The organism is Pseudomonas sp. SWRI22, from assembly GCF_014268395.2.
Classification (GTDB): Bacteria; Pseudomonadota; Gammaproteobacteria; order Pseudomonadales; family Pseudomonadaceae; genus Aquipseudomonas; species Aquipseudomonas paracarnis.
In genome coordinates, this window is record NZ_JABWQK020000001.1 from 1,116,274 (window position 1) to 1,140,129 (window position 23,856).

The following is a 23,856-nucleotide window of genomic DNA, read 5'->3' on the forward strand; positions in this document are numbered from 1 at the left end:
CGACTTATCAGATTCAGAGGATTCACCATGAGCAACGTCGATCACGCCGAAATCGCCAAGTTTGAAGCCCTGGCTCACCGCTGGTGGGACCGCGAGAGCGAATTCAAACCCCTGCACGATATCAACCCACTGCGGGTCAACTGGATTGACGAGCGCGTCAACCTGGCCGGCAAGAAGGTGCTGGACGTCGGTTGCGGCGGCGGCATCCTCAGCGAAGCCATGGCCCAGCGCGGCGCCACCGTCATGGGCATCGACATGGGTGAAGCGCCGCTGGCCGTGGCCCAGTTGCACCAGCTCGAATCCGGCGTGAGCGTGGAGTACCGCCAGATCACCGCCGAAGCCCTGGCCGAAGAAATGCCCGAGCAGTTCGACGTGGTCACCTGCCTGGAAATGCTCGAACACGTGCCAGACCCGTCCTCGGTGATCCGTGCGTGCTTCCGTATGGTCAAGCCCGGCGGCCAGGTGTTCTTCTCCACCATCAATCGCAACCCCAAGGCTTACCTGTTCGCGATCATCGGCGCCGAATACATCATGAAGCTGCTGCCGCGTGGCACCCATGATTTCAAGAAATTCATCCGCCCTTCCGAGCTGGGTGCGTGGAGCCGCCAGGCCGGGCTGACCGTCAAGGACATCATCGGCCTGACCTACAACCCGCTGACCAAGCACTACAAGCTGGCCAACGATGTTGACGTCAACTACATGATCCAGACCCTGCGCGAGGAGTAAGCCTGTGAAGTTGCGAGCGGTTCTCTTCGACATGGACGGTACCCTGCTGGATACCGCGCCGGACTTTATCGCCATCTGCCAAGCCATGCGCGCCGACCGAGGCCTGGAACCGATCAACCCGCAGCACATCCGCGATGAAATCTCCGGCGGTGCCCGAGCGATGGTTGCCGTGACCTTCTCGATGGATCCTGAATCCCCAGGCTTTGAAGAGCTGCGCCAGGAATTCCTGGAGCGCTACCTCAAGGACTGCGCGGTGCACAGCAAACTGTTCGACGGCATGGCCGAACTGCTGGAAGACATCGAGAAAGCCAAGCTGATCTGGGGCGTGGTCACCAACAAGCCGGTGCGCTTTGCCGAACCGATCATGCAGCGCCTGGGCCTGGCCGAACGCTCGGCCGTGCTGATCTGCCCGGACCATGTGAAAAACAGCAAGCCGGACCCGGAGCCGATGATCCTGGCGTGCAAAATGCTCGACCTGGACCCGGCCAGCGTGCTGTTCGTGGGCGATGACCTGCGCGACATCGAATCCGGCCGCGACGCCGGTACGCGCACGGCGGCGGTCACCTATGGCTATATCCACCCGGATGACAACCCACGTCACTGGGGCGCGGATGTGGTGGTGGATCACCCGCTGGAATTGCGCAAGGTGCTGGATAACGCGCTGTGCAGTTGCTGATTGTTCGAAGATCTCAACAACGCTGAGATCAATGTGGGAGCTGGCTTGCCTGCGATAGCGGCCTGCCAGCCAGCACATCTGGCGGCAGTTAGTCCGCCATCGCAGCCAAGCCAGCTCCCACAGGAAATGGATTCCACTTCAAGTGGTGTATCACCTTGAATTTTGTCGAGGCTATTTATGTTTGATTACTCTGCACCGCCAGAACTGCTCAAAGGCCGGATCATCCTGGTAACCGGCGCCGGGCGCGGGATTGGTGCGGCAGCGGCAAAAACCTATGCCGCCCATGGCGCCACCGTGCTGTTGCTGGGCAAGACCGAAGCCAACCTGGCCCAGGTGTATGACGAGATCGAAGCTGCGGGCCACCCACAGCCGGTGGTAATCCCGTTCAACCTGGAGACCGCCCTGCCCCATCAATACGATGAGCTGGCAGCGATGATCGAAAAGGCATTCGGCCACCTCGACGGCTTGTTGCACAACGCCTCGATCATCGGCCCGCGCACGCCCATCGAGCAGTTGTCCGGCGAGAACTTCATGCGGGTGATGCACGTCAACGTCAACGCGATGTTCATGCTGACCAGCACTTTGCTGCCGCTGCTCAAGCTGTCCCAGGACGCGTCGGTGGTGTTCACCTCCAGCAGTGTCGGGCGCAAGGGCCGTGCTTATTGGGGTGCCTATGGCGTGTCCAAGTTCGCCACCGAGGGGCTGATGCAAACCCTGGCCGATGAGCTGGAAGATGTGGCCGCAGTGCGCGCCAACAGCATCAACCCGGGCGGCACCCGCACCAGCATGCGCGCCCAGGCGTACCCAGGGGAAAACCCGATGGAAAGGCCGGCGCCGGAAGAGATCATGCCGGTGTACCTGTACCTGATGGGGCCCGACAGTGCCGGCATCAATGGCCAGGCCTTCGATGCGCAATAAGCCCTGACACACCGCAAAACAAAGGTGGGAGCTGGCTTGCCTGCGATAGCATCACCGCGGTGCAACTGAAGCACCGAGGTGTCTGCATCGCAGGCAAGCCAGCTCCCACATTGCTTTGTGGTGTAGTTAAAAACTCAGTTTTTGACCACTTCCTCCAAGGTGAAACGTCCCAACGGGTTCTGCAGGAAGTTGCTTATGTTCTTGCGTGAGATGTTGATGTACGGGCTGTAGTACAGGTCAATCCAGTTCACATCCTGCTTGGCCAGTTTCTGCAACTCCACATACATTTGCTCACGCTTGGCCGGGTCTGCCTCGATCCGCGCGGCCGCCACCAACGCCTTGACCTGGTCGTTCTTGTAGCGGGTCATGTAGTTCTGGTTGGTGTCGTGGCCCAGTACGAAGGTGGTTTTCTGGTCAGGGTCGAGGATGTCGTTGGTCCAGTACATCACCGAAATATCGTATTCACCGTCCACCAGCATCTGCCAGCTTTGGGTGGGGTCGACTTTCTGCAGGTTGGCGGTCACGCCGACCTTGGCTAGCTGGTCCTTGATGATCACCGCGATCTGCTCGTCGGCCTCGTTGCCGGCGTTGACCACGTAGTTGAGCTTCAAGTCCTGGGCACCCGCAGCGGCCAGCAGCTTCTTGGCTTCGGCCGGGTCGTACGGGCGTTGCAGGTTGTTGGCGTAGTGGTACAGCGAGCCCTTTGGAATGTAGGAATAAGCCACGGTGCCTTGACCGTAAGTGACGGCTTTGACCAACGATTGCTTGTCGATGGCCATGTCCAGGGCCTGGCGCACTTGCGGCTTCGCCAACAAGCCGTGCTCGTGGTTGATCAACAGGTGATCTTCACGGGTGGACGGGTCGGCGTGGATCACCACGTTCTGGTCTTTCTTCAGCTCTTCCACGCGGGAGAACGGTACAAAGATCGCCGTGTCGAGTTCGTTGTTCTGCACCATGCGCATGCGCGTGTTGTCATCGGTCACCGACACCCATTCCACGCCGTCCAGGCTCACGCTGCCGGCCTGCCAGAAATTCGGGTTTTTCTTCAGGATCACGCGGTCGCCCTTGCGCCACTCGTCCACGGTAAACGCGCCGGACGTCACCGGGTTTTCCGAGTAGGCGTCTTCGCCCATCTTGGTCATGGCTTTTTCCGACAGGATCGACACCGTCGGCGACGCCAGTTGCGAGAGGAAGGCCACAGCCGGGGTTTTCAGGGTGACCACCAGGGTCTTGGCATCGCTGGCCGTGGCGGTGTTGATCAGGCTGAACGGGTCGCTCCACAACGAGGCCTTGTTGTCGCGGATGCGCAGCAGGCTGAACGCGGCGTCGGCGGCAGTGATCGGCGAGCCGTCAGAGAACTTCGCCTCGCGCAGCTTGAAGGTGTAGGTCAGGCCATCCTTGGAAATGTCCCAGCTTTCGGCGAGGCCCGGTTCCATCTTGGTGCCCAGGTTATCCACGCGCACCAGGGTGTCGTAGACGTTGGCGAATACCCAGGTGTCGCGGTTTTGCGCGCTTTTGATCGGGTCGAAAGTGGTGCTGTCTTCACGGCAGCCGATGGTGAGCACACCGGCGGCATGGGCCAGGCCGGCGGTCAGCGACCAGGCCGTGAGGGTAGCGGCGGCGAGCAATTTCAAGTGGCGCGAGTGCATATCACAACTCCTTGTTAATGAATGGCAGAGGGTCAAAGCAAAGGGTCTTCAAGCACGCAACTGTACCGATGCTCGTGCTGGAAATGGGTGGGGGGCAATACCGAGGAACACATGGCTTGCGCATACCGGCAACGCGGGTGAAAGGCACAGCCTGTCGGCAGATTCAGCGGGCTCGGCGGTTCGCCGGGCAATGGCTGCGCAGGCAATGGCCGGTGCGGATCGATCTCCGGGATGGCCTGGATCAGCGCCGCCGTGTACGGGTGACGGGGCGCGGTGAACACCGCTTCCACCGGGCCTTCTTCGACGATCTTGCCCAGGTACATCACCGCCACGCGGTCGCATAGGCGCCTTACGATGGCCAGGTCATGGGCGATAAACAGGATCGCCAGGTTCATACGCTGTTGCAGTTCCAGCAGCAGGTTGATGATCTGGCCCTGGATAGACACATCCAGCGCGGCCACACATTCATCGGCAATGATCAGGCGCGGCTCCACTGCCAGCGCCCGGGCGATACCCACGCGCTGGCACTGGCCACCACTGAGCGAGCCGGGCTTGCGTGAAGCCAGCTCAGGACGCAAGCCGACCAGTTCGAGCAACTCATTCACACGATCAGGAATCTGCTGCGCCGCCACCTTACGCTGCACACGCAGTACCTCGGCGATGGTTTCGCCAATGCTGTGCCGTGGATTGAGCGCGGCGTAGGGGTCCTGGAAAATCATCGCGGTCTCATGCCGCAGCCGGGCGATGTCGATGGCACTGCCATGGGCCATGTCGATACCGTCGAACAACACCTGCCCGGCGCTGATCGGGTTGAGGTGCAGAATTGCCCGGCCCAGGGTGCTCTTGCCACTGCCGGACTCGCCCACCAAACCCAGGGTTTCACCGGCGGCGAGGCTCAGCGACACCCCGTTCACCGCCCTCACCCACTGGCGGTTGAGGCCAAACAGGCCGCTGCCGGACGCGGCAAAGCGTACTTCCAGATCCTTGACCTGTAACAAGCTCATGGGCGCGCTCCCAACGGGTAGTGACAGGCCACCCGTGCGCCCTGGGGCAGCAACTCGGTGCACAAGGCGTCCGCCTTCGGGCAGCGCGGGTGGAAGCGGCAGCCGTCGGGCAGTGCGTCGAGTAACGGCGGCTGACCAGCAATGGTGCGCAACAACGCATGCCCGCTGCTGTGGGCCGGCTGGCAGTCGATCAGGCCTGCGGTATACGGATGTTGCGGTTGGGCCAGCAGTTCGTATTTGCTGCCGTGCTCGCACAGGCGCCCGGCATACATCACGGCGATGGCATCGCAGGTTTGCGCCACCACGCCCAGGTCATGGGTGATCATGATGATCGACAGGCCACGCTGGTCGCGCAGGTCGAGCAACAGCCGCAGGATTTGCGCCTGCACCGTCACATCCAGGGCCGTGGTCGGTTCGTCGGCGATCAACACCTTCGGGTTGCAGCCCAGGGCCACGGCGATCATGGCGCGCTGGCGCATGCCTCCGGAAAACTCATGGGGGTAATTGTCGACTCGCGCCTGGGGGTCGGGAATCCCGACCTGACGCAATACCTCGATCGCCTGCAAGCGCGCGTCTTTTTTCGACGCGCCTTGGTGCAGGCGGATGCCCTCGGCGATCTGCTCACCGATGCGCATCAACGGGTCCAGGTGGCTGCTGGGGTTCTGGAAGACCATGCCCAACTGCCCGCCGCGCACGGCACGCATGCCGGCATCATCCAGTGCCAACAGGTCCTGGCCGGCCAACTGCACAGCGCCGCCCTGCACGCGCAGATTGGGCGATGGCAACAGACGCATCAGGCCGCGACAGGCCATGGTCTTGCCCGAACCGCTCTCGCCCACCAGGCCAAGGATTTCACCTTCGGCCAGGTCGAAGGACACCCGATCCACCAAGGTGACCTCACGCCCGGCGTTGTTGGCGATCACACTGAGGTCGCGCACCTGCAACAGGCTCATGAGCGCTCTCCCAATACCTGCGCAACACCATCGGCCAACAGGCTGAAGCCCATGGCCAAGGTCACGATGGCCAGGCCCGGAAAGGTGCAGATCCACCAGGCGGTGGTGATAAAGGCTTGCCCCTCGGCCACCATCGTCCCCCATTCGGCGGTCGGTGGTTGCACCCCCAGGCCCAGGTAACTGACGGCGGCGCCGTTGAGCAGCACCAGCACCGCGTCGGACATGGAAAACACAATGGAGCCAAACAGCGCATTAGGCAGCAAATGCCGGAACAGAATGCGCCCATGGCCAAAGCCCAGGCTCTTGGTGGCCAGGGCGAACTCGCTTTCCTTGAGCACCAGGATCTGCGAGCGAATCAGGCGCGCATACGACACCCAGCCCACCAGCGCCATGGCGATGTAAAAACTCTGCAAGCCCGGCCCGAGGATGGCCATGATCGCCAGCATCAGCACCAGGAACGGGAACGCCAGCACCACGTCGATCACACGCATGCAGACACTGTCGAAACGCCCGCCGATATAACCCGAGACCGCACCGATAAAGGTGCCAATGATGAACGGGAAGATCACCCCGATAACCGCCAACTGCAGGTCGATGCGCGCACCCCAGATCACCCTCGACAGGATGTCCCTGCCGTAATTGTCCGTACCCAACGGATGGGCAAGGCTGGGGGCCAGCAAACTCATGCTGGTGTCCTGCGCGATAGGGTCATAGGGCGCGACCCACGGCGCAAACAGCGCCAGGGCCAACCACGCGAACAGGATCAACAAACCCCACGCGGCGGTCAGTCGACCATTGCGAAAACCAAAGCGCAGGCGCAAGCGCCACGGGGCGATCAGGGGGCGACTGCTCATTGCATCTTCACCCGTGGGTCGAGGGCCACGGTTACCAGGTCGGCCAGGAAGTTGACCACCACCGTGGCACAGGCCAGCACCATCGCCACACCCTGCACCACCATGTAGTCACGGGTGAAAATGCCGCGCACCAGCAACTGGCCGATGCCTGGAATCGCGAACAGGCTTTCGATGACCACCGTGCCGCTGATCAGCCAACCGATGTTGACGGCCAGCAGGTTGACCGCCGGCACCAGAGCGTTGGGCAGTACATGCCGGCGAAACACCGCGCCTTCCGCCAGCCCGCGTGCACGTGCGGCGGTGACGTGATCCGCCTGCAACTCCATCAACATGCTCGCCCGCAGGTTGCGCACCAGCACCGCCGACAGCGCCAGGGCGATGGTCAGGCATGGCAAAAGCATGTGGTGCGCCTTATCCAGCCAAGTGCGCCCGTAACCGGACACCGGGAACAAGCCCCATTTCACGCTGAGCAGCAGGATCAGCATCAACCCCAGCCAGAACGCCGGCATGCCCAGGCCGACCGTGGTGAACACGCGGATCAGCTTGTCCGCCCAACGGCCTTGCTGGCGCGCCGCAATCGTTGCCAGTGGCACCGCTATCAACAAAGCGAGCACCACGCTGCCCAGCACCAGCACCAGCGTCGGCTCGATGCGGGTGACGATCAGTTTGAGGGCGTCGACCTTGTACAGCAGCGATTGGCCGAGGTCGCCCTTGAGCAGGTTTTTCAGGAAGTAAAAGTATTGCAGCCACAAGGGCTGGTCGAGGCCGAACTGGGCGCGGATCTTCAGCAGCGCATCCGGCGTGCTGCGCGAACCCAGCAAGGCACGCGCCGGGTCGCCAGGAATCGAGCGCACCAACACGAAGGTGATCAGGCTGATGCCCAGCAGCACCGGCAGCAATTGCAGGGGCCGGGACAACACAAAACGGTAGCGCGCCAGGTTCATGCGTCAGCCTCGGTGGCGAGCGAGAAAGTCCAGCAGCACCGGGAAGTACGCCTGTGGCTCCTCGTAAAAAGGCATATGACTGCTGTTGGGGAACACATGCAACTCGGCGTGGGGGGCTGCAAGTTTCATGCGCATCGCACAGGCGGGGGTGAGTTCATCATGCTGGCCGGTGGTGATCAGGATCGGCATCGTGAACTCGGCCATTTCCTTGAGGCGGTTCCAGTCCTTGAGGTTACCGATATAGAGGAACTCGTTGGGACCTTGCATGGTTTCGTACGGCCCCATGTTCCAGTCACCCAGGGAGCGCTTGACCGGCTCTGGCCATTCGTCGAGCCGGCACACGTGGCGGTAGTTGAGCAAGGTGATGGCGGCCTGGTACTGCGGGTGGTCGAGGGTGCCCATGGCTTCGTGGCGTTGCATCATGGCCACGGTTTCGCTGCCCAGGGCGCCACGCAGACGCTCCAGTTCCTGGGACAGGTGGGGAATGTCGCCGACGGTGTTTTCCAGGATCAGGCTTTTGAGCGCACCGGGATAATGCACGGCATATTCGATCCCCAGCCAACCGCCCCAGGAATGCCCGAGCAGATGCACGCGGCCCAGGCCCAGCGCCTGGCGCACGGTCTCGACTTCTTCGACATAACGGCGGATTTCCCACAGTGAGGCATCGGTCGGTCTGGCTGATGCGCCCGTGCCAAGCTGGTCGAATGCAACCACTCGCAGGTTATGTGCTTTGAGCCAGCCATGGGCGTCGCGCAGATAGTCACACGGCAGGCCCGGCCCGCCGTTGAGACACAGCAGCACCTCATCGCCTTCGCCAAAGCTGTAGACCACGAGGTTATGGCCGTCGACTTGCACGTTGTACTGCTGGTCGGGGGCAATTTCACGCCACATGCATACATTCCTTGTGTTGTATCGGCCTGGCGGGTAGCGGCCGTTTATCAGGTCAACACTACCGAGGATGCCGTGCGTCCATAACCTAGTATTTCTTATAGGTTTGGCCTGGCAGTCCTTCGCCGGGGCGTGGCATTCTACTTGCAGCAAGTCGAGATTCAAATGAATTCGGGAGCAGAACGGATGCTGGCCAAGCTGACCGCCTTCAATAATCGCCTCATACCGGGCAGGAGCCTGGATGAACAGATGGACAATACGTTTATCCTTGCCCAACAACTGGGCTTCGATGCCCTGGTGTATGACTACACCCCAGTGCCCATCGACCTCAACGGCGCACTGATCACGCCCTCGCTGTTGCAACTGCGCAACACACCGAGCGATTGGCACGCCTTATGGTGCAGCGAAGGGTTTTACCAGATCGACCCGGTGCAACACCTGGCGCTGAGCACAGTGTCGCCGTTTGTCTGGTCCTATGAGGCCAAGACTGAGACGGCCCTGCAAAAGATCATCGACCCCTGCCACGCCCCCGTTTCTTCTTATCTGCATGAGCGTCAGCTGACCTGCGGCGTCAGCGTGCCGATTCATCTGCCCCGGGGCGGCTTCGCCTCGCTAACCGGGTTGCGCACCGGCAAGGCGCGCACGGTATTGAAGGACGCCCAACATACGCTGGCCGATTTCAGCCTGATTACCCATGCCCTCCAGGAAGCGGCTTACCCGCTGTTCAGCAAGGAGGTGCGGGCTTATCCGCACATACGCCTGACCAAGCGCGAGCGCGAATGCCTGAAATGGGCGGCTGAAGGCCTGACCGCCGCCGAAATCGCCACGCAATTGAGCCGCTCCCTGGCGGTGGTCACCCTGCACCTGGCCTCAGCCATGCACAAACTGGGCGCCAAGAACCGTGTTCAGGCCGTGGTTCGCGCCACCCATTACCGCTTGCTGGAAGGTTGAGCTTTCGGCAAAAACCTATCTGTTTTGCTAGTTACCTAAACTTTTTGTTCAGACTATCGTAACCCTGATCCTTTTTTTCAGAGCAGGGTACGAAATGGAATTCATCGAAAAAGTTCGCGAAGGCTACGCGCCCTTTGGCGCCTATCAGACCTGGTATCGCGTCACCGGCGACCTGACCACAGGCCGCACGCCCTTGGTGATCATCCATGGCGGCCCGGGCTGCACCCACGATTACGTCGACGCCTTCAAGGACGTCGCCGCCAGCGGCCACGCGGTCATCCACTACGACCAGTTGGGCAACGGCCGCTCCACGCACTTACCGGAAAAAGACCCGTCGTTCTGGACCATCGGCCTGTTCCTCGACGAGTTGAACAACCTGCTGGACCACCTGCAAATCAGTGAGAACTACGCGATCCTCGGTCAATCCTGGGGCGGCATGCTGGGCAGCGAACACGCAATCTTGCAACCCAAGGGCCTGCGCGCGTTTATCCCTGCCAACTCCCCCACCTGCATGCGCACCTGGGTCAGCGAAGCCAACCGCCTGCGCAAGCTGTTGCCTGAAGGCGTGCATGAAACCCTGCTAAAGCACGAGCAGGCCGGCACCTACCAAGACCCGCAATACCTGGCGGCCTCACGGATTTTCTATGACCAGCATGTGTGCCGGGTCAACCCGTGGCCCGAAGAAGTGGCACGCACCTTCGCCCAGGTGGATGCCGACCCGACGGTGTACCACGCCATGAGCGGCCCGACCGAATTCCACGTGATTGGCAGCTTGAAGGACTGGAATGTGATCGGCCGCCTGTCAGCCATCAAGGTGCCAACCCTGGTGATTTCCGGTCGACATGACGAAGCCACACCGTTGGTGGTCAAGCCATTCCTGGATGAGATATCGGACGTGCGCTGGGCACTGTTTGAAGACTCCAGCCATATGCCGCATGTGGAAGAGCGCCAGGCGTGCATGGGGACGGTGGTGAAGTTTCTGGATGAGGCGTGTTCGTTGCCGCACAAAGCCCTCAAGGCCGGCTGAAATCCGCCCTCTGTAGGAGCGAGCTTGCTCGCGAAAAACTATCAGACGCCGTGTTTATTCAGGAAGCACGCGTCATCGTTGACGTTTTTCGCGAGCAAGCTCGCTCCTACCTGTTTAAACCTCAGTGGTTTCGGGTTTTGCGGCTTTCTTTGAGGTATCTGCTACCAGGGGAATTTCCTTGCCCTCGGCATCAAACAACTTCCCACCCCGGTAGTAATCCCCATCGCGCAACGCAGCCACGTCGCGAAAGCACAAGCTGCGCTCAGTCCCCGCCACAAACACTGACTGCTGGTCCGAGTTGCCGGCGGTGAAGTGGTTGAACGCCAGGTTCAGCAATATCGCCATGATTGCCGACGAGCTGATGCCCGAGTGGAAGATGGTCGCGAACCAGCTTGGAAACTGATCGTAGAAGCTCGGCGCGGCGATGGGGATCATGCCGAAGCCGATAGACGTGGCGACAATGATCAGGTTCATGTTGTTGCGGTAATCCACCTTCGACAGCGTGCGAATCCCGCTGGCCGCCACCGTGCCGAACAATACAATCCCGGCGCCGCCCAACACGGAGGTGGGCACGGCCGCGATCACCCGCCCCATGAACGGCAACAGGCCGAGCACCACCAGGAACACCCCGCCAGTGGCCACCACAAACCGACTCTTGACCCCTGTCACCGCCACCAGGCCGACGTTCTGGGCGAATGCGCTCTGGGTAAACGAACCGAAGATCGGCGCAAACATGCTCGACAACATGTCGGCACGCAGGCCGTTGCCCAGGCGCTTGGAGTCCACCTTGGTGTCGATGATCTCACCCACCGCCAGGATGTCCGCCGACGTTTCCACCAGCGTCACCATCACCACGATGCACATGGAAATGATCGCCGCCACATGGAAGGTGGGCATGCCGAAGTGAAAGGGTGTGGGGAAACCGAACATCGGCCCCTGCATGACGCCAGAGAAGTCCGCCATGCCGAGCAGCACCGCGATCACGGTGCCGATCACCATGGCCAGCAGGATCGACAAGCGAGAGATGGTTGCGCTGCCGATCTTGCTCAGCAGCAGCACCAGCACCAGGGTCAGCGCGGCCAGGCCGATGTTGGACATGCTGCCAAAATCTGCCGCCCGGCTGTTGCCGCCCATGGCCCAGCGCGCCGCTACAGGCATCAGGGTCAGGCCGATGGTGGTAATCACAATGCCCGTCACCAGCGGCGGAAAAAACTTGGTGATCCTTGAAAACACCGGGGTAATCAACAAACCGATAAAGGACGCGGCCATCACCGCCCCGAGAATCGCTGGCACACCACCGGCACCGTCGCTGCCGACAATCGCCACCATGGTCGCCACACCCGCGAACGACACGCCCTGCACCAGCGGCAACTGACAGCCGAAGAACGGCAGGCCCAGGGTTTGCAAAAGCGTGGCCAGGCCACCGGCAAACAGCGATGCAGCGATCAGCAGACCGATATCCGCCGGCGACAACCCGGCTGCCTGGCCGACGATCAACGGCACGGCGACGATGCCGCCATACATGGTGAGCACATGCTGCAGGCCGTAAGCCATGTTGGCGGCGACGCCCAGATTTTCATCTTCGGGCCGCTGCGGTGACGCCTTCGGGATAGTCATGGTGAGGGGTTCTCTGTTTTTGTTGTGCGCTCACTGTATGCAATGTTCAGACTGTATGTCCATAGAGTTGTATACAATCAATCGAACAAGATACCCTCCAACGGCGTTACAAAAACAATCCGGCCGTCACGAGCCAGAACGCCAAAGGACAAAAATAATGAAAAAGGCACTACAGGGCGCCACCCTCGCATTGACCCTTCTCGGCGGCGGGGAGGCTGTTGCGGTGGAATGGATGAACAACAGCGTCGGGTTCCGCTACGGGCAGCACTTCACCAACCCGAACAACCCCGACGACTTCAGCAAGCGCATCTACAGTTTTACCCACGCCAGCGGCTACCGTTACGGCAGCAATTTCCTCAACCTCGACGTATTCCTGTCCGACAGCAGCGACCCGCGCAAAGGCACCGACCACGGTGGCAGCGAGGTGTACGCCGTGTACCGGCATCAGCTGTATGCCTCACGCGTGTTCGACTTGCCGCCGGGCACGGGGCTGATCAAGGATTACACGCTGACCCTGGGCTTCGACGCCAACCGCAACAACAACTTCGCATCCGCCAAGAAGCGCGCCTTGGTGATTGGCCCTACGTTGAAGTTCAACACTGTCGGCGTGCTGGACCTGAGCCTGATGTACTACAAGGAAAAGAACCACACCGGCATTCCCGGCGCGCAAGAGTCGAACCACACCTTCGACGCTACCTACATGCTCAACCTGACCTGGATGCGACCGTTCGAGGTGGGCAACCATGCGGCGAAATTCCAGGGGTTCATTAACTACGTCGGGGAAAAAGGCGAGGACTACCATGGCCGCGATACGGCAGCGGAGGCCTTGATGCGTACAGCGCTGATGGTGGCGGTGCGACCAGGTAAAAGCGTGAAGCCGAACCTGTATCTGGGGGTGGGGTATGAGTACTGGCATAACAAGTTCGGGGTGGACGGCGGACGTGGCAGCCGCACCTCAACACCGACGCTGAACATGGAAGTGACGTTCTGACTGAAGAAGCAGGCTTTTTGTTGGAGCGAGCTTGCTCGCGAAAAACTCACCGACGCCGCGTTCATTCAGAAAGCCCGCGTTATCGTTGACGTTTTTCGCGAGCAAGCTCGCTCCTACCAGTTTGATCGTATTGTCAGCTCAGGCGTTGGCCAGTTCGGAAGAGTTGCCCTTCGGCCGTGCCAGCCAATAGCCCAACACCGCCAGTGGTGCCGTCGCCAGCATCACAATCACCGTGATCAACAGCGGCTGCTCGATCATCGACGACACCAACAGGCTGGCCAGGAAGCACAAGCCCAATTGCAGGGTATTTTGCAGGGCCGCCGCCTTGCCGGAATTTTCCGCAAAGGGCATCAGCGCATTCGCCACCACAATCGGGTAGCTGGCGCCGTTGCACAGCGCCATCAGACAGAACGGGATCAACAAGGTGGTCAGGGTCGGCACACTCAAGGTGGCCACCAGGTACAACGCCACCATGCTCAAGCAATAGGCGACCAGCAACCACGGCAGCAGGGTTTTACCCGGCAGGCGCTGCAAGGCGCTGCGGCAACTGTAGCCGCCAACGAGAAACGCCAGGGTCGGCAGCACGTAGCTGAGGCCAATGTCATTCGGGCTGTAACCCATGCCACCGAGGATGAACGGCGAGGCGGTCAGCCAAGCGAAGAAGCTGGCCGAACAGGCGGCGAAGATCATCACATTGCCGGTAAACACCCGAGAAGTGAGCAATTGCCCATACCCCAGGCGCACCGGGCTGCCCTTGTGCTCCGAACGCTTGGGCACATTGCGCAGGAACAAGGTCGGCAACAACAGCAACAACGACACCACCAGCAACACGCCGAAGATCGCTTGCCAGCCAAAGTGATTCAGCACCATGGCGCCCAACAGCGGTGCCAGGGCCGGCGATAGCGACATCAACGGCATGATGCTGGCGAAGACGCGGTGAGCCTTGTCGGCCGGGTAGCGATCAATCACCAAGGCCTGCCAACTGACGGCGGCGGCACACACGCCAATCGCCTGCATAAAGCGCAGGGCCAGCAGTTGCGGCGCGCTCTGAACCCAGAACATGCCCAGGCAACCGAGCACAAACAGGCTCAGGCCGGCGAGCAGGATGGGCTTGCGCCCCAGGCGGTCCGAGAGCGGCCCCCACAGCAACTGCCCCAGCGCAAAGCCGGCAAGAAAAATGCTCAAGCTGGCGCCCACCGCGCCAGCACCAATGTTCAACTGCTCGCCCATGGCGCCAAACGCCGGCAAGTACATGTCCATGGCGAGATAACCGAGCATGCTCAGCCCCGCCAGATACCAGGTAAAACCAAAAGAATTTTTCATCGAAGCCTTGTAGATACTGCCATCAAACTATTTGCTGACTGGCGCCCATTATGAAGCTGACAATATCTGTGTGAAGCGATAATAATTGGATACTCTTATCAATAATTTTGAAGGCAGTACCTATGTGGTCGGAATATTCCCTGGATGTGGTGGACGCCGTCGCCCGTCACGGCAGCTTCAGCGCCGCCGCCCAGGAACTGCACCGCGTACCGTCGGCCATCAGCTACACCGTGCGTCAGCTCGAAGAATGGTTGGCCGTGCCGCTGTTTGTGCGCCGGCATCGCGACGTGGAACTGACCCCTGCCGGCCGCCTGTTTATCGACGAATCCCGCGGCGTGATGAAAAAAATGCTCGGCACCCGGCGCCTGTGCCAACAGGTGGCCAATGGTTGGAGCGGCCAATTGAAGGTGGCCGTGGACTCCATCGTCAAACCCCAGCGCTGCCGGCAATTGGTGCTCGACTTCTATCGGCAGTTTCCCGAAGTGGAATTGCTGCTCGAATACGAGGTGTACAACGGCGTGTGGGATGCGTTGGCCGATGAACGCACCGACATCGTGATCGGCGCCACCAGCGCGGTGCCGGTGGCCAGCCACTTCAGCTTCCGCGACATGGGCCTGTTGAACTGGCTGTGCGTGGTCAGCGCCCGGCACCCGCTGGCTGCGGTGGAAGGTTTGCTCAGTGATGACCAACTGCGCCCCTTTGCCTCGCTGTGCATGACCGACACCTCCCGCAACCTGCCCAAGCGCGACACCTGGACCCTGGATAACCAGCGCCGCCTGGTGGTGCCCAACTGGGCGTCGGCCCTGGATTGCCTGCGCGATGGCCTGTGTGTAGGGATGGCGCCGGCCCATCAGGTGTTGCCATGGATCGAGCGCGGGGAATTGGTGGCGCTGCAATTGAGCCGGCCATTTCCGGCCAGCCCGTCGTGTGTGGCGTGGGCGCAGAACAAACTGTCGCCGGCCATGGCGTGGTTGTTGGAGTACTTGGGGGACACCGAAACGATGAACCAGGAATGGCTGAATGGCCCCTCTTTCTGATCACTCCCACGCTGCTGATCGTTCCCACGCTCTGCGTGGGAATGCTGCCCTGGACGCTCCGCGTCCGCTCTTAACGCGTGACGCAGAGCGTCACAGGAGGCGTTCCCACGCAGAGCGTGGGAACGAGCATCGTCTTTCAGTCCAGTAGGCGGGTGATGGCTCGCACGATCATCTCCACTTCCTTGCGCTCCAGCGTCAGTGGCGGCAACAGGCGAATGACCTTGCCCCGCGTGACGTTGATCAACAGCCCATGCTCCTGCGCGCGGATGTTCCTCCAACTCCATCCGCAACCGCGCCAGTAAGTGTTTCTGATCGCTCCCACGCTGCTGATCGTTCCCACGCTCTGCGTGGGAATGCTGCCCTGGACGCTCCGCGTCCGCTCTTAACGCGTGACGCGGAGCGTCACAGGAGGCGTTCCCACGCATAGCGTGGGAACGAGCATCGTCTTTCAGTCCAGTAGGCGGGTGATGGCTCGCACGATCATCTCCACTTCCTTGCGCTCCAGCGTCAGTGGTGGCAACAGGCGAATGACCTTGCCCCGCGTGACGTTGATCAACAGCCCATGCTCCTGCGCTGCCCGTTGGGCCAGGTCGCGGTAAGGGCTGGCCAGTTCAATGCCGATCATCAAGCCCTTGCCACGAATCGCCCGCACCTGCGGATGTTCCTCCAACTCCATCCGCAACCGGGCCAGTAAGTGTTCTCCCTGGCGCGCAGCGTTCTCGAGCAAGCCTTGCTCCTGGATAATCTCCAGCACCGTACACCCGACGCGACACGCCAGCGGGTTGCCGCCAAAGGTGCTGCCATGGCTGCCTGGGGTGAACAGCTCAGCGACAGCAGCGCGGGCCAGGCAGGCGCCGATGGGCACGCCATTGCCCAGGCCTTTGGCCAGGGTCATCACGTCCGGCACGATGCCTTCGTGCTGGAAGGCAAACCAGGTGCCGGTGCGCCCGATGCCGGTCTGGATTTCGTCGAGCATCATCAGCCAGCCGTGGCGCGTGCAGTGATCGCGCATGGCTTTCAGGTAGCCTGGTGGCGCCACCAACACGCCACTTTCACCCTGGATCGGTTCAAGCAGTACCGCCGCGATGCGTGTACCGAACTGCGCGGTGACCGCCTCCAGAGCCGCCATGTCGCCAAACCCAATCTTGATGAAATCGCCGGGCAATCGCTGGAACCCCAGGCGCACCGAAGGCCCGTCGCTGGCAGCCATGGTGCCTAGCGTGCGGCCGTGGAAGGCGTTCTCCATCACGACCACCAACGGCTGTTCGATGCCTTTTTTCCAGCCATGCAAACGCGCCAACTTCAGCGCCGTCTCGTTGGCCTCCGCGCCGGAATTGTTGAAGAACACGCGGTCCAGCCCGGACAGTTGGGCCAGGCGCCGGGCCAATTGTTGTTGCCAGTCGATGCTGTAGAGGTTGGAGGTGTGCAGCAGCAAGCCGGCCTGTTCGCTGATGGCGGCCACTAACCTGGGGTGGGAATGGCCAACATTGGTCACCGCCACGCCGGCCACGGCGTCCAGGTATTCGCGGCCCTGTTGGTCCCACAGGCGCGTGCCCAGGCCGCGGGTGAAGCTCAGGGCCAGGGGTTGATAAGTGCTCATCAGGCAGGCGGCGGTCATGGTGGCGGCTCCAGTGCATCGTTGGGGTGGATCAAGTATGGTTAACCACCCTCGCTGGATAAACGCAGAATTGCTGCAATAACTTTAAACCAGGGCTTGATAATGGATCTGTTCCAGGCAATGTCGGTGTACGTGAAAGTCGTCGAGGCCGGCAGCATGACCGCCGCCGCGCAGGAATGCGGGATTTCGACCACCATGGTGGGCAACCATCTGCGAGCGCTGGAACAACGGCTTGGCGTCAGCTTGCTCAAACGCACCACGCGCAAACAAAACCTCACCGAATTTGGCGGGCAGTATTATCAGCGCTGCCTGGAAGTGCTGGGGCTGGTGGCCGACTCCGAGCTGCTGGCCGAGCAGGTCCACAGCGAAACCCCCAAAGGCAGCCTGCGCATCACCGCGCCCCCCGTGTTCGGCACCGAACGCCTGGTGCCGGCTTTGAGTGAGTTTTCCCAGCGCTACCCACTTATCGACCTGTACGTGGTGATGAGCAATGAGCGCATGGACCTGGTCGACAGCGGTTTTGACGTGGCGATCCGTCTCGGCGAACTGGAAAACTCCAGCCTGATCGCCCGGCCTCTGCAGGCCTATACCCTTACCCTTTGCGCCTCCCCTGCCTACCTGGCGCGACGCGGCACACCGCAAACCCCGGATGACCTGCAGCAGCATGACTGCCTGGCATTCGCCTACCCCGCGAACGACAACTGGCGCGATACCGATAAACTCTGGCGCATGACCGGCGATGAAGGTGAAGTGGAGGTGCCGGTGTCTGGCTCATTGACCATCAACAGCTCCCAAGGCTTGCGCCAGGCCGCCATCAACGGCATGGGCATCAGCATGTTGGCCGATGCCCTGGTGCAACCGGACCTGGAGAGCGGCAAGCTGGTGGCCTTGCTGACCACCTATAAACTGCCCAGCCGCCCCATGCACCTGATGTATCGCCAGGACCGCTATCGCCTGCCCAAGCTGCGGGCGTTCGTCGACTTTGTGATGGAGAAATGGACGCGCTAGAACGCCACGCCCAACTCACGCAAACGCGCGGCGGTGCGCTCGGCCGATACGTGGTGAATGCCCTGCCAGCCCAACGCGATAGCGGCCTCGATATTGCCGGCGACGTCGTCGATAAACACCACTTCACTGGCCTGGACATCCGGCAGGTGCGCACGCACCTGGGTGAGGCTGGCGTGGTAGATCGCCGGGTCAGGCTTGATCAACTTCACCTCGCCGGACACCAGAATGTCGCGAAAACGCGTCAGGAATGGATAGTTGGCCCGGGCGTAAGGGAAGGTTTCAGCCGACCAGTTGGTAAGCCCGAACAGCGGCATCTCAACCTGGTGCAACGCTTCGAGAATCGCCACGCCCTCGGTTAATTCAGCCCGCAGCATTTCGGGCCAGCGCTCGTAATAAGCCTGGATCAGGGTCTCGTGTTCGGGGTATTGGGCAACCAGGGTGCGGGTGGCTTCAGCCAGGGAGCGCCCGGCATCTTGCTCGGTGTTCCAGTCCTGGGTACAGATGGTGTCGAGGAACCACTGGCGCTCGACGTCGTTGGCAATCAGCTTGCGGTACAGGTGCTGCGGGCTCCAGTCGAACAGGACACCGCCGAAATCAAAAACTACTGCACGAATCGTCATCAGATCCTCCGTTAGCATGGCTTGATAGCTGCTGGAGTCTGACAGATCTACAAGAGGGAGGCGCGCGCCGAGGTGTAAGAAGTGTCTGAAAAGACAGGTGGGAGGAGGCATGGCCTCATTGAGCGAACGCAATGCTCAAAACAACGAAGATCAAATGTGGGAGCTGGCTTGCCTGCGAAAGCGGTCGTACAGCCTCAGATGCTGCGACTGACACACCGCCTTCGCGGGCAAGCCCGCTCCCACAGGGGATTTGCGTTAACTGACTGGCATCAGGGCAAGCCAGTTCCCACCTTATTGACCGCGTTTTAAGCCTGGATCAGGCCGTTGATTTTGACGGTCGGGTTCACATCCGCGTCGTAATCCACGCCGTCGACCTCAAAGCCAAACAAGCGCAGGAACTCGGCCTTGTAACCGGCAAAATCGCTGATCTCGTTGACGTTGTCGTCGGTCACCTGGTTCCACAGCGCGGCCACGGCATCCTGGACCTTCGGTTCCAGCTCGGCCAGGTCGGCACGCAGGCGGCCATCGGCGTCGAGTTTCGGCTCGCTGCCGTACAGGCTGTCCTTGAACAGGCCGTAGACCTGCTCGATGCAGCCTTCATGGGTGCCCTGCTCTTTCATCACCTTGAACAGCAGCGACAGGTACAGCGGCATGATCGGGATCGCCGAGCTGGCCTGGGTGACCACGGCCTTGAGCACCGACACACGGGCGTCGCCCTTGAGCGCAGCGAGGTTTTCGCGCAGGGTCAACACTTTCTTGTCCAGGTCTTTCTTGGCTTCGCCGATGGAGCCGTTCCAGTAGATGTCCTGGGTCAGCTTCTCACCGAGGTAGGTGAACGCGGTGGTCTTGGCGCCTTCGGCCAATACATCGGCGTCACGCAGGGCGTCGATCCACAGCTGCCAGTCTTCGCCGCCCATGACCTTCACGGTACCGTCGATTTCTTCCTGGGTCGCAGGCTCAAGCGTGGTGTCGACCACCACGCCCTTGTCGGTGTTGATCCCGCGCAGGGTCACGGCCTTGCCGATTGGCTTGAGGGTGGAGTTGTGCACCACGCCTTGCGGGTCGGTACGGCGTGGCGCGGCCAGGCTGTAGACCACCAGGTCGATCTTGCCCAGGTCTTTCTTGATGGTCTCGATGGTCAGGCGCTTGATCTCGTCGGAGAACGCGTCGCCGTTGATGCTCTTGGCGTACAGACCTTTTTCCACGGCAAACTTCTCGAACGCCGCGCTGTTGTACCAGCCGGCGGAGCTCAACTTGCCTTCTTCGCCTTCTTTCTCAAAAAACACGCCCAGGGTGTCGGCGCCGCAGCCAAACGCAGCACTGATGCGCGCGGCCAGGCCGTAGCCGGTGGAGGCACCGAGGACCAGTACCTTTTTAGGGCCGCCCTCGATGACGCCGTTTTTGGTTACGTAGTCGATCTGCTCTTTGACGTTCGCTTCACAGCCAACAGGGTGAGCGGTCACACAGATAAAGCCACGAACCCGCGGTTTGATGATCATAAAAATTTCTGCCTCTTCCAAGGTGCCGAAGGCCAATAGTGGCCATTCAACTTCAATCGTACCGGTCTATGACGCCTGAAAAACCGAAGCGTCACGATAGTCGCAAATCTTCTGTTCTCAAAATTCAATCCACAAAACGTCGGAGCCTGCACGGCAACGGTTACAAATTGTGCAGCAGCTTCACAATTTCACCCTATTTAAAAACGCCTGCCCGCCCCATAAACCCCTATGATGACGAGATTGTTTCAATATGTTTCGGCTTTGGAGCCTCGTTTCATGAGCAAAAATGCTGTCGGCAAGAAGCTGGTATCCCTGGCGTGGGTACTCGGCGTTCTGCTATTGATCTATTGTTTCCCGCGCAGTTGCCTGGTGTTTCTGCTGTTGGTGGTGTGCTGCGGCGTTTATGACTTCCTGCGTAACGGCCTGTACGACCGCGACACCATCAAGAAGTATTTTATCGGCAACGGTCGTAATACCTGGGTGCTGGCACCGTTCAACACCCTGCTCGACCTGCTCAGCAGCCGCAACCGGCATGTCTACACCATGAACGACCTGCCACCGGCCTGGCGCGAAGACCTGCAACAGGTGATCGACGACGCCATGGCCCGCAAGGATGAAATCATCAGCTACCTGGACGAGCGCATGGCCGAGAAGAAACGCGGCATGTTGTTCTTCCAGTGGTACGGTCGCCCGATCGAAACCACCCTGGATATCCCGCAGCTGCGCAAGAAACTGCCGTTCGTGAAAACCATCGGCGTCTCGGTGTTCAACGAGAACCGCTCGACGTCGTTCCACTTCGGCCCCCTGCGCATGATGTTCCGTGTGCTCTACAACATGGCGCCGGCACCGCACCATGAAGGTGTGTACATCCAGGTGGGCAAGCACAAGCACTACTGGCACGACGACCCGCTGTTTATCTTCGATGACACGCTGATGCACGCCTCCTTCAACAAAAACGACGCCAAACGCTACTGCCTGTTCATTGATATTGTGCGCCCGACCCTGCTGCCCTCGGTGCTCAACGCCGTGATCGCAGGGTTTGCCGGCCTGGTCTTTACCCTGCGTCGGGTTTTCTACAAAAACTGGAAGCTGATTCAGTAAGTTCTGCGGCATGATGGTGTTGGACGGCATTTGCGCTGGGCCTTGCGCCTGAGGTAAATAACCGTCTCGTGCGACCTTAATTGGCGCTCACCATTCTCAAGCCATCGCCCCCTAGCGGGCGCGGTGGCTATGCTTTCAAGGAATCAGAATGCCCCAACGTCAAGTCATCAACGCCTCCGTCAGCCCCAAGGGCAGCCTCGAAACCCTGTCCCAACGTGAAGTGCAGCAACTGAGCGAAGCCGGTACCGGCAGCATCTACACCCTGTTCCGCCAATGCGCCCTGGCGATTCTCAATACCGGCGCGCATATCGACAACGCCAAGACCATCCTCGACGCCTACAAAGACTTTGAAGTGCGTATTCACCAGCAGGACCGCGGCGTACGTCTGGAACTGCTCAACGCCCCCGCCGATGCCTTCGTCGATGGCGAAATGATTGCCAGCACCCGCGAAATGCTGTTCAGCGCCCTGCGCGACATCGTCTACACCGAGAACGAGCTGGATAGCCAGCGTATCGACCTGAGCAACTCCCAAGGCATCACCGATTACGTGTTCCACCTGCTGCGTAACGCCCGTACGCTGCGCCCGGGTGTCGAGCCGAAGATCGTGGTGTGCTGGGGCGGCCATTCGATCAACACCGAAGAATACAAATACACCAAGAAAGTCGGGCACGAACTGGGCCTGCGCAGCCTCGACGTGTGCACCGGTTGCGGCCCCGGCGTGATGAAAGGCCCGATGAAGGGCGCAACCATTTCCCACGCCAAGCAGCGCATCACCAATGGCCGTTACCTGGGCTTGACCGAACCAGGCATCATCGCTGCCGAAGCGCCGAACCCCATCGTCAACGAGCTGGTGATTTTGCCGGACATCGAAAAGCGCCTGGAAGCCTTCGTGCGTGTGGGCCACGGCATCATCATCTTCCCCGGCGGCGCCGGCACGGCCGAGGAGTTCCTGTACCTGCTCGGCATCCTCATGCACCCGGACAACCGCGACCTGCCGTTCCCGGTGGTGCTCACCGGGCCGAAACATGCCGCGCCTTACCTGGAACAATTGCACGCGTTCGTCGGCGCCACCTTGGGCGAAGCGGCGCAGAAGCATTACCAGATCATCATCGACGACCCGGCTGAAGTGGCCCGCCAGATGACCACCGGCCTCAAGGCGGTGAAGCAATTCCGCCGCGAGCGTAACGACGCGTTCCACTTCAACTGGCTGCTGAAGATCGACGAAGGCTTCCAGCGCCCGTTCGACCCCACCCACGAAAACATGGCCAGCCTGCAACTCAACCACGCGCTGCCGGCCCATGAACTGGCGGCCAACCTGCGCCGGGCGTTCTCGGGGATCGTGGCGGGTAACGTCAAAGACAAGGGTATTCGCCTGATCGAGGAGAACGGCCCGTATGAGATCCACGGCGACCCGGCGATCATGAAACCGTTGGATGAATTATTGAAGGCGTTCGTGGCCCAGCACCGCATGAAACTGCCGGGCGGAGCGGCGTATGTGCCGTGCTATCGCGTGGTGCAATAAGCCAGCGGCGGTCGGTCATAGTTTGTATTCGTTTGGGACATAGCAACGCGTGTGAGGAACGAGAGTTCGGACTAGGGTTTTACTATTCTGACTCATTCACCTCAGCGAGCGACCTATGGACCAACGGATATTGTCCTCCGTCATTCCTTACCTTAAGGTAAGGAATATCACGATGGAGATCTTCACTATGGCCACCGCCACACTCACTTCAAAAGGGCAAATCACCATCCCAGTCCAGGTCAGGACAGCCCTGGGCCTGGAAACAGGCGACCGGGTGGAATTCGTCGAAATGGAAGACGGCAAGTTTTCCATGATTGCCGCGAGCAAAACCGTCAAGGACCTCAAGGGTTTGATCCGCAAGCCTGCCCATGCCGTGTCTATCGAAGACATGAACCGCGCCGTCGCGGCCCAGGGAGCAACAGCTGGATGATCGGCCTGGATACCAACGTGCTGGTGCGTTACGTGACCCAGGACGACCCGGTTCAATCAGCCAAGGCGTCCCAGCTCATCGAATCGCTCACCGCCACCTCGCCAGGCTTTGTCAGTCTGGTGACACTTACGGAGCTGGTGTGGGTGTTGCAGTCCTGCTACCAGTCGGCCAAAAGCGAGGTGGTGATGGTGTTGGAAACCTTGTTGCACACGCGGGAACTGACCGTCGAACACGCCGATATCATCTGGCAGGCATTGCGCAAGTTCAGCGCAGGCAAAGCCGACTTTGCCGACTGCCTGGTTGAACGCTGTGGCCATGCGGCGGGCTGCGAGTACACCGCCACCTTTGATCTGAACGCGGCCAAGGCAGCGGGAATGAAACGGCTCGGCTAGCCCGCTTTGTTTGTGTAGGAGCGAGCTTGCTCGCGAAAAAATCACAGGCACCGCGTGCAACCTGAATGCCCGCGTAACCGTTGACGTTTTTCGCGAGCAAGCTCACTC

The 23,856-nt window shown here is 60.6% G+C and carries 23 protein-coding genes and 1 pseudogene; 12 read left to right on the top strand and 12 right to left on the bottom strand.

Annotated elements, in window-relative coordinates; all coding sequences use genetic code 11:
* Window positions 1-27 precede the first annotated feature (27 nt).
* The 3 genes from ubiG (at window position 28) to HU730_RS04725 (ending at window position 2,320) form a co-directional block, all read left to right on the top strand.
* Window positions 28-726 (top strand): bifunctional 2-polyprenyl-6-hydroxyphenol methylase/3-demethylubiquinol 3-O-methyltransferase UbiG, encoded by a 699-nt coding sequence (gene ubiG / locus HU730_RS04715; protein WP_003189760.1) that lies wholly within the window; start codon window positions 28-30, stop codon window positions 724-726.
* Between the two features lie 4 nt (window positions 727-730).
* Window positions 731-1,402: an N-acetylmuramic acid 6-phosphate phosphatase MupP gene (gene mupP, locus HU730_RS04720; protein WP_034135125.1), complete on the top strand. Its 672-nt coding sequence runs from the start codon at window positions 731-733 to the stop codon at window positions 1,400-1,402.
* A 177-nt stretch (window positions 1,403-1,579) separates the two neighbouring features.
* Window positions 1,580-2,320, top strand: coding sequence for a YciK family oxidoreductase (locus HU730_RS04725; RefSeq protein WP_014717613.1), 741 nt, complete (start codon window positions 1,580-1,582; stop codon window positions 2,318-2,320).
* Window positions 2,321-2,454: 134 nt separating this feature from the next.
* On the opposite strand, the gene HU730_RS04730 is transcribed toward HU730_RS04725, so the two are convergent.
* From HU730_RS04730 to HU730_RS04755, 6 genes are read right to left on the bottom strand one after another with little or no spacing between them, the layout of a single operon-like run.
* Window positions 2,455-3,969 carry an ABC transporter substrate-binding protein gene (locus tag HU730_RS04730; protein WP_054898619.1) on the bottom strand — a complete coding sequence of 505 codons (1,515 nt, stop codon included), beginning with the start codon at window positions 3,967-3,969 and terminating at the stop codon, window positions 2,455-2,457.
* Between the two features lie 32 nt (window positions 3,970-4,001).
* Window positions 4,002-4,973, bottom strand: coding sequence for an ABC transporter ATP-binding protein (locus HU730_RS04735; protein ID WP_060764557.1), 972 nt, complete (start codon window positions 4,971-4,973; stop codon window positions 4,002-4,004).
* Window positions 4,970-5,926: an ABC transporter ATP-binding protein gene (locus HU730_RS04740; protein WP_096144385.1), complete on the bottom strand. Its 957-nt coding sequence runs from the start codon at window positions 5,924-5,926 to the stop codon at window positions 4,970-4,972. The genes HU730_RS04735 and HU730_RS04740 overlap by 4 nt, the downstream gene beginning before the upstream one ends.
* Window positions 5,923-6,780 (bottom strand): ABC transporter permease, encoded by an 858-nt coding sequence (locus tag HU730_RS04745; RefSeq protein ID WP_186526630.1) that lies wholly within the window; start codon window positions 6,778-6,780, stop codon window positions 5,923-5,925. The genes HU730_RS04740 and HU730_RS04745 overlap by 4 nt, the downstream gene beginning before the upstream one ends.
* The gene (locus HU730_RS04750) at window positions 6,777-7,724 is read right to left on the bottom strand and encodes an ABC transporter permease (protein ID WP_034126679.1); all 948 of its coding nucleotides are present in this window, start codon (window positions 7,722-7,724) and stop codon (window positions 6,777-6,779) included. The genes HU730_RS04745 and HU730_RS04750 overlap by 4 nt, the downstream gene beginning before the upstream one ends.
* 3 nt (window positions 7,725-7,727) lie before the next feature.
* Window positions 7,728-8,615, bottom strand: coding sequence for a proline iminopeptidase-family hydrolase (locus tag HU730_RS04755; RefSeq protein ID WP_034126678.1), 888 nt, complete (start codon window positions 8,613-8,615; stop codon window positions 7,728-7,730).
* A gap of 183 nt (window positions 8,616-8,798) precedes the next feature.
* Here HU730_RS04755 and HU730_RS04760 point away from each other — a divergent pair, with 183 nt between their 5' ends.
* Both HU730_RS04760 and HU730_RS04765 read left to right on the top strand, forming a co-directional pair.
* A complete protein-coding gene (locus tag HU730_RS04760) occupies window positions 8,799-9,563 on the top strand; it encodes a LuxR family transcriptional regulator (protein WP_054919787.1) in 765 nt (254 codons plus the stop codon).
* A 94-nt stretch (window positions 9,564-9,657) separates the two neighbouring features.
* Window positions 9,658-10,590 carry a proline iminopeptidase-family hydrolase gene (locus tag HU730_RS04765; RefSeq protein ID WP_034126676.1) on the top strand — a complete coding sequence of 311 codons (933 nt, stop codon included), beginning with the start codon at window positions 9,658-9,660 and terminating at the stop codon, window positions 10,588-10,590.
* Between the two features lie 114 nt (window positions 10,591-10,704).
* Here HU730_RS04765 and HU730_RS04770 read toward each other — a convergent pair whose 3' ends face one another.
* Window positions 10,705-12,207: a nucleobase:cation symporter-2 family protein gene (locus tag HU730_RS04770; RefSeq protein ID WP_032892803.1), complete on the bottom strand. Its 1,503-nt coding sequence runs from the start codon at window positions 12,205-12,207 to the stop codon at window positions 10,705-10,707.
* 157 nt (window positions 12,208-12,364) lie between these two features.
* Between HU730_RS04770 and HU730_RS04775 the strand changes: the two genes are divergently transcribed.
* Window positions 12,365-13,198 carry a nucleoside-binding protein gene (locus tag HU730_RS04775; RefSeq protein ID WP_106117836.1) on the top strand — a complete coding sequence of 278 codons (834 nt, stop codon included), beginning with the start codon at window positions 12,365-12,367 and terminating at the stop codon, window positions 13,196-13,198.
* 138 nt (window positions 13,199-13,336) lie between these two features.
* Here the strand turns inward: HU730_RS04775 and punC are convergent, their stop codons facing one another.
* A complete protein-coding gene (punC, locus tag HU730_RS04780) occupies window positions 13,337-14,521 on the bottom strand; it encodes a purine nucleoside transporter PunC (RefSeq protein ID WP_034126674.1) in 1,185 nt (394 codons plus the stop codon).
* Window positions 14,522-14,643: 122 nt separating this feature from the next.
* Between punC and punR the strand changes: the two genes are divergently transcribed.
* Complete coding sequence (gene punR / locus HU730_RS04785) at window positions 14,644-15,558, top strand: DNA-binding transcriptional activator PunR (RefSeq protein ID WP_096144382.1); 915 nt, start codon at window positions 14,644-14,646, stop codon at window positions 15,556-15,558.
* A gap of 136 nt (window positions 15,559-15,694) precedes the next feature.
* Here punR and HU730_RS26580 read toward each other — a convergent pair.
* Both HU730_RS26580 and HU730_RS04790 read right to left on the bottom strand, forming a co-directional pair.
* Window positions 15,695-15,866, bottom strand: a pseudogene (locus tag HU730_RS26580) (aspartate aminotransferase family protein); the annotation flags it as partial.
* A gap of 140 nt (window positions 15,867-16,006) precedes the next feature.
* Window positions 16,007-17,176, bottom strand: coding sequence for an acetylornithine transaminase (locus HU730_RS04790; RefSeq protein WP_186526629.1), 1,170 nt, complete (start codon window positions 17,174-17,176; stop codon window positions 16,007-16,009).
* Window positions 17,177-17,278: 102 nt separating this feature from the next.
* On the opposite strand from HU730_RS04790, the gene HU730_RS04795 reads away from it, so the two are divergent.
* Complete coding sequence (locus HU730_RS04795) at window positions 17,279-18,184, top strand: LysR family transcriptional regulator (protein WP_186526628.1); 906 nt, start codon at window positions 17,279-17,281, stop codon at window positions 18,182-18,184.
* On the opposite strand, the gene HU730_RS04800 is transcribed toward HU730_RS04795, so the two are convergent.
* Both HU730_RS04800 and fabV read right to left on the bottom strand, forming a co-directional pair.
* Window positions 18,181-18,804 (bottom strand): HAD family phosphatase, encoded by a 624-nt coding sequence (locus tag HU730_RS04800; protein ID WP_186526627.1) that lies wholly within the window; start codon window positions 18,802-18,804, stop codon window positions 18,181-18,183. The two genes, HU730_RS04795 and HU730_RS04800, sit on opposite strands and share 4 nt — an antisense overlap.
* 305 nt (window positions 18,805-19,109) lie before the next feature.
* The gene (gene fabV / locus HU730_RS04805; protein ID WP_032902674.1) at window positions 19,110-20,303 is read right to left on the bottom strand and encodes an enoyl-ACP reductase FabV; all 1,194 of its coding nucleotides are present in this window, start codon (window positions 20,301-20,303) and stop codon (window positions 19,110-19,112) included.
* 276 nt (window positions 20,304-20,579) lie between these two features.
* Between fabV and HU730_RS04810 the strand changes: the two genes are divergently transcribed.
* From HU730_RS04810 to HU730_RS04825, 4 genes are all read left to right on the top strand, one after another.
* On the top strand, window positions 20,580-21,404 hold the full coding sequence (locus HU730_RS04810; RefSeq protein WP_032900476.1) for an aspartyl/asparaginyl beta-hydroxylase domain-containing protein: 825 nt from the start codon (window positions 20,580-20,582) through the stop codon (window positions 21,402-21,404).
* Window positions 21,405-21,552: 148 nt separating this feature from the next.
* The gene (ppnN, locus tag HU730_RS04815) at window positions 21,553-22,926 is read left to right on the top strand and encodes a nucleotide 5'-monophosphate nucleosidase PpnN (RefSeq protein ID WP_032892811.1); all 1,374 of its coding nucleotides are present in this window, start codon (window positions 21,553-21,555) and stop codon (window positions 22,924-22,926) included.
* 172 nt (window positions 22,927-23,098) lie between these two features.
* Window positions 23,099-23,356 carry an AbrB/MazE/SpoVT family DNA-binding domain-containing protein gene (locus HU730_RS04820; RefSeq protein ID WP_186526626.1) on the top strand — a complete coding sequence of 86 codons (258 nt, stop codon included), beginning with the start codon at window positions 23,099-23,101 and terminating at the stop codon, window positions 23,354-23,356.
* Entirely contained in the window at window positions 23,353-23,748 is a 396-nt protein-coding gene (locus HU730_RS04825; protein WP_054898630.1) for a type II toxin-antitoxin system VapC family toxin, read from the top strand. Before HU730_RS04820 ends, HU730_RS04825 begins: the two co-directional genes overlap by 4 nt.
* Window positions 23,749-23,856 lie beyond the last annotated feature (108 nt).

What these genes read in the sequence shown, in the direction of transcription:
- ubiG (WP_003189760.1), top strand. Translation starts at nt 28, where the DNA reads ATGAGCAACGTCGATCACGCCGAAATCGCCAAGTTTGAAGCCCTGGCT.
- HU730_RS04725 (WP_014717613.1), top strand. Translation starts at nt 1,580, where the DNA reads ATGTTTGATTACTCTGCACCGCCAGAACTGCTCAAAGGCCGGATCATC.
- HU730_RS04730 (WP_054898619.1), bottom strand. Translation starts at nt 3,969, where the DNA reads ATGCACTCGCGCCACTTGAAATTGCTCGCCGCCGCTACCCTCACGGCC.
- HU730_RS04735 (WP_060764557.1), bottom strand. Translation starts at nt 4,973, where the DNA reads ATGAGCTTGTTACAGGTCAAGGATCTGGAAGTACGCTTTGCCGCGTCC.
- HU730_RS04740 (WP_096144385.1), bottom strand. Translation starts at nt 5,926, where the DNA reads ATGAGCCTGTTGCAGGTGCGCGACCTCAGTGTGATCGCCAACAACGCC.
- HU730_RS04745 (WP_186526630.1), bottom strand. Translation starts at nt 6,780, where the DNA reads ATGAGCAGTCGCCCCCTGATCGCCCCGTGGCGCTTGCGCCTGCGCTTT.
- HU730_RS04750 (WP_034126679.1), bottom strand. Translation starts at nt 7,724, where the DNA reads ATGAACCTGGCGCGCTACCGTTTTGTGTTGTCCCGGCCCCTGCAATTG.
- HU730_RS04755 (WP_034126678.1), bottom strand. Translation starts at nt 8,615, where the DNA reads ATGTGGCGTGAAATTGCCCCCGACCAGCAGTACAACGTGCAAGTCGAC.
- HU730_RS04760 (WP_054919787.1), top strand. Translation starts at nt 8,799, where the DNA reads ATGCTGGCCAAGCTGACCGCCTTCAATAATCGCCTCATACCGGGCAGG.
- HU730_RS04765 (WP_034126676.1), top strand. Translation starts at nt 9,658, where the DNA reads ATGGAATTCATCGAAAAAGTTCGCGAAGGCTACGCGCCCTTTGGCGCC.
- HU730_RS04770 (WP_032892803.1), bottom strand. Translation starts at nt 12,207, where the DNA reads ATGACTATCCCGAAGGCGTCACCGCAGCGGCCCGAAGATGAAAATCTG.
- HU730_RS04775 (WP_106117836.1), top strand. Translation starts at nt 12,365, where the DNA reads ATGAAAAAGGCACTACAGGGCGCCACCCTCGCATTGACCCTTCTCGGC.
- punC (WP_034126674.1), bottom strand. Translation starts at nt 14,521, where the DNA reads ATGAAAAATTCTTTTGGTTTTACCTGGTATCTGGCGGGGCTGAGCATG.
- punR (WP_096144382.1), top strand. Translation starts at nt 14,644, where the DNA reads ATGTGGTCGGAATATTCCCTGGATGTGGTGGACGCCGTCGCCCGTCAC.
- HU730_RS04790 (WP_186526629.1), bottom strand. Translation starts at nt 17,176, where the DNA reads ATGACCGCCGCCTGCCTGATGAGCACTTATCAACCCCTGGCCCTGAGC.
- HU730_RS04795 (WP_186526628.1), top strand. Translation starts at nt 17,279, where the DNA reads ATGGATCTGTTCCAGGCAATGTCGGTGTACGTGAAAGTCGTCGAGGCC.
- HU730_RS04800 (WP_186526627.1), bottom strand. Translation starts at nt 18,804, where the DNA reads ATGACGATTCGTGCAGTAGTTTTTGATTTCGGCGGTGTCCTGTTCGAC.
- fabV (WP_032902674.1), bottom strand. Translation starts at nt 20,303, where the DNA reads ATGATCATCAAACCGCGGGTTCGTGGCTTTATCTGTGTGACCGCTCAC.
- HU730_RS04810 (WP_032900476.1), top strand. Translation starts at nt 20,580, where the DNA reads ATGAGCAAAAATGCTGTCGGCAAGAAGCTGGTATCCCTGGCGTGGGTA.
- ppnN (WP_032892811.1), top strand. Translation starts at nt 21,553, where the DNA reads ATGCCCCAACGTCAAGTCATCAACGCCTCCGTCAGCCCCAAGGGCAGC.
- HU730_RS04820 (WP_186526626.1), top strand. Translation starts at nt 23,099, where the DNA reads ATGGAGATCTTCACTATGGCCACCGCCACACTCACTTCAAAAGGGCAA.
- HU730_RS04825 (WP_054898630.1), top strand. Translation starts at nt 23,353, where the DNA reads ATGATCGGCCTGGATACCAACGTGCTGGTGCGTTACGTGACCCAGGAC.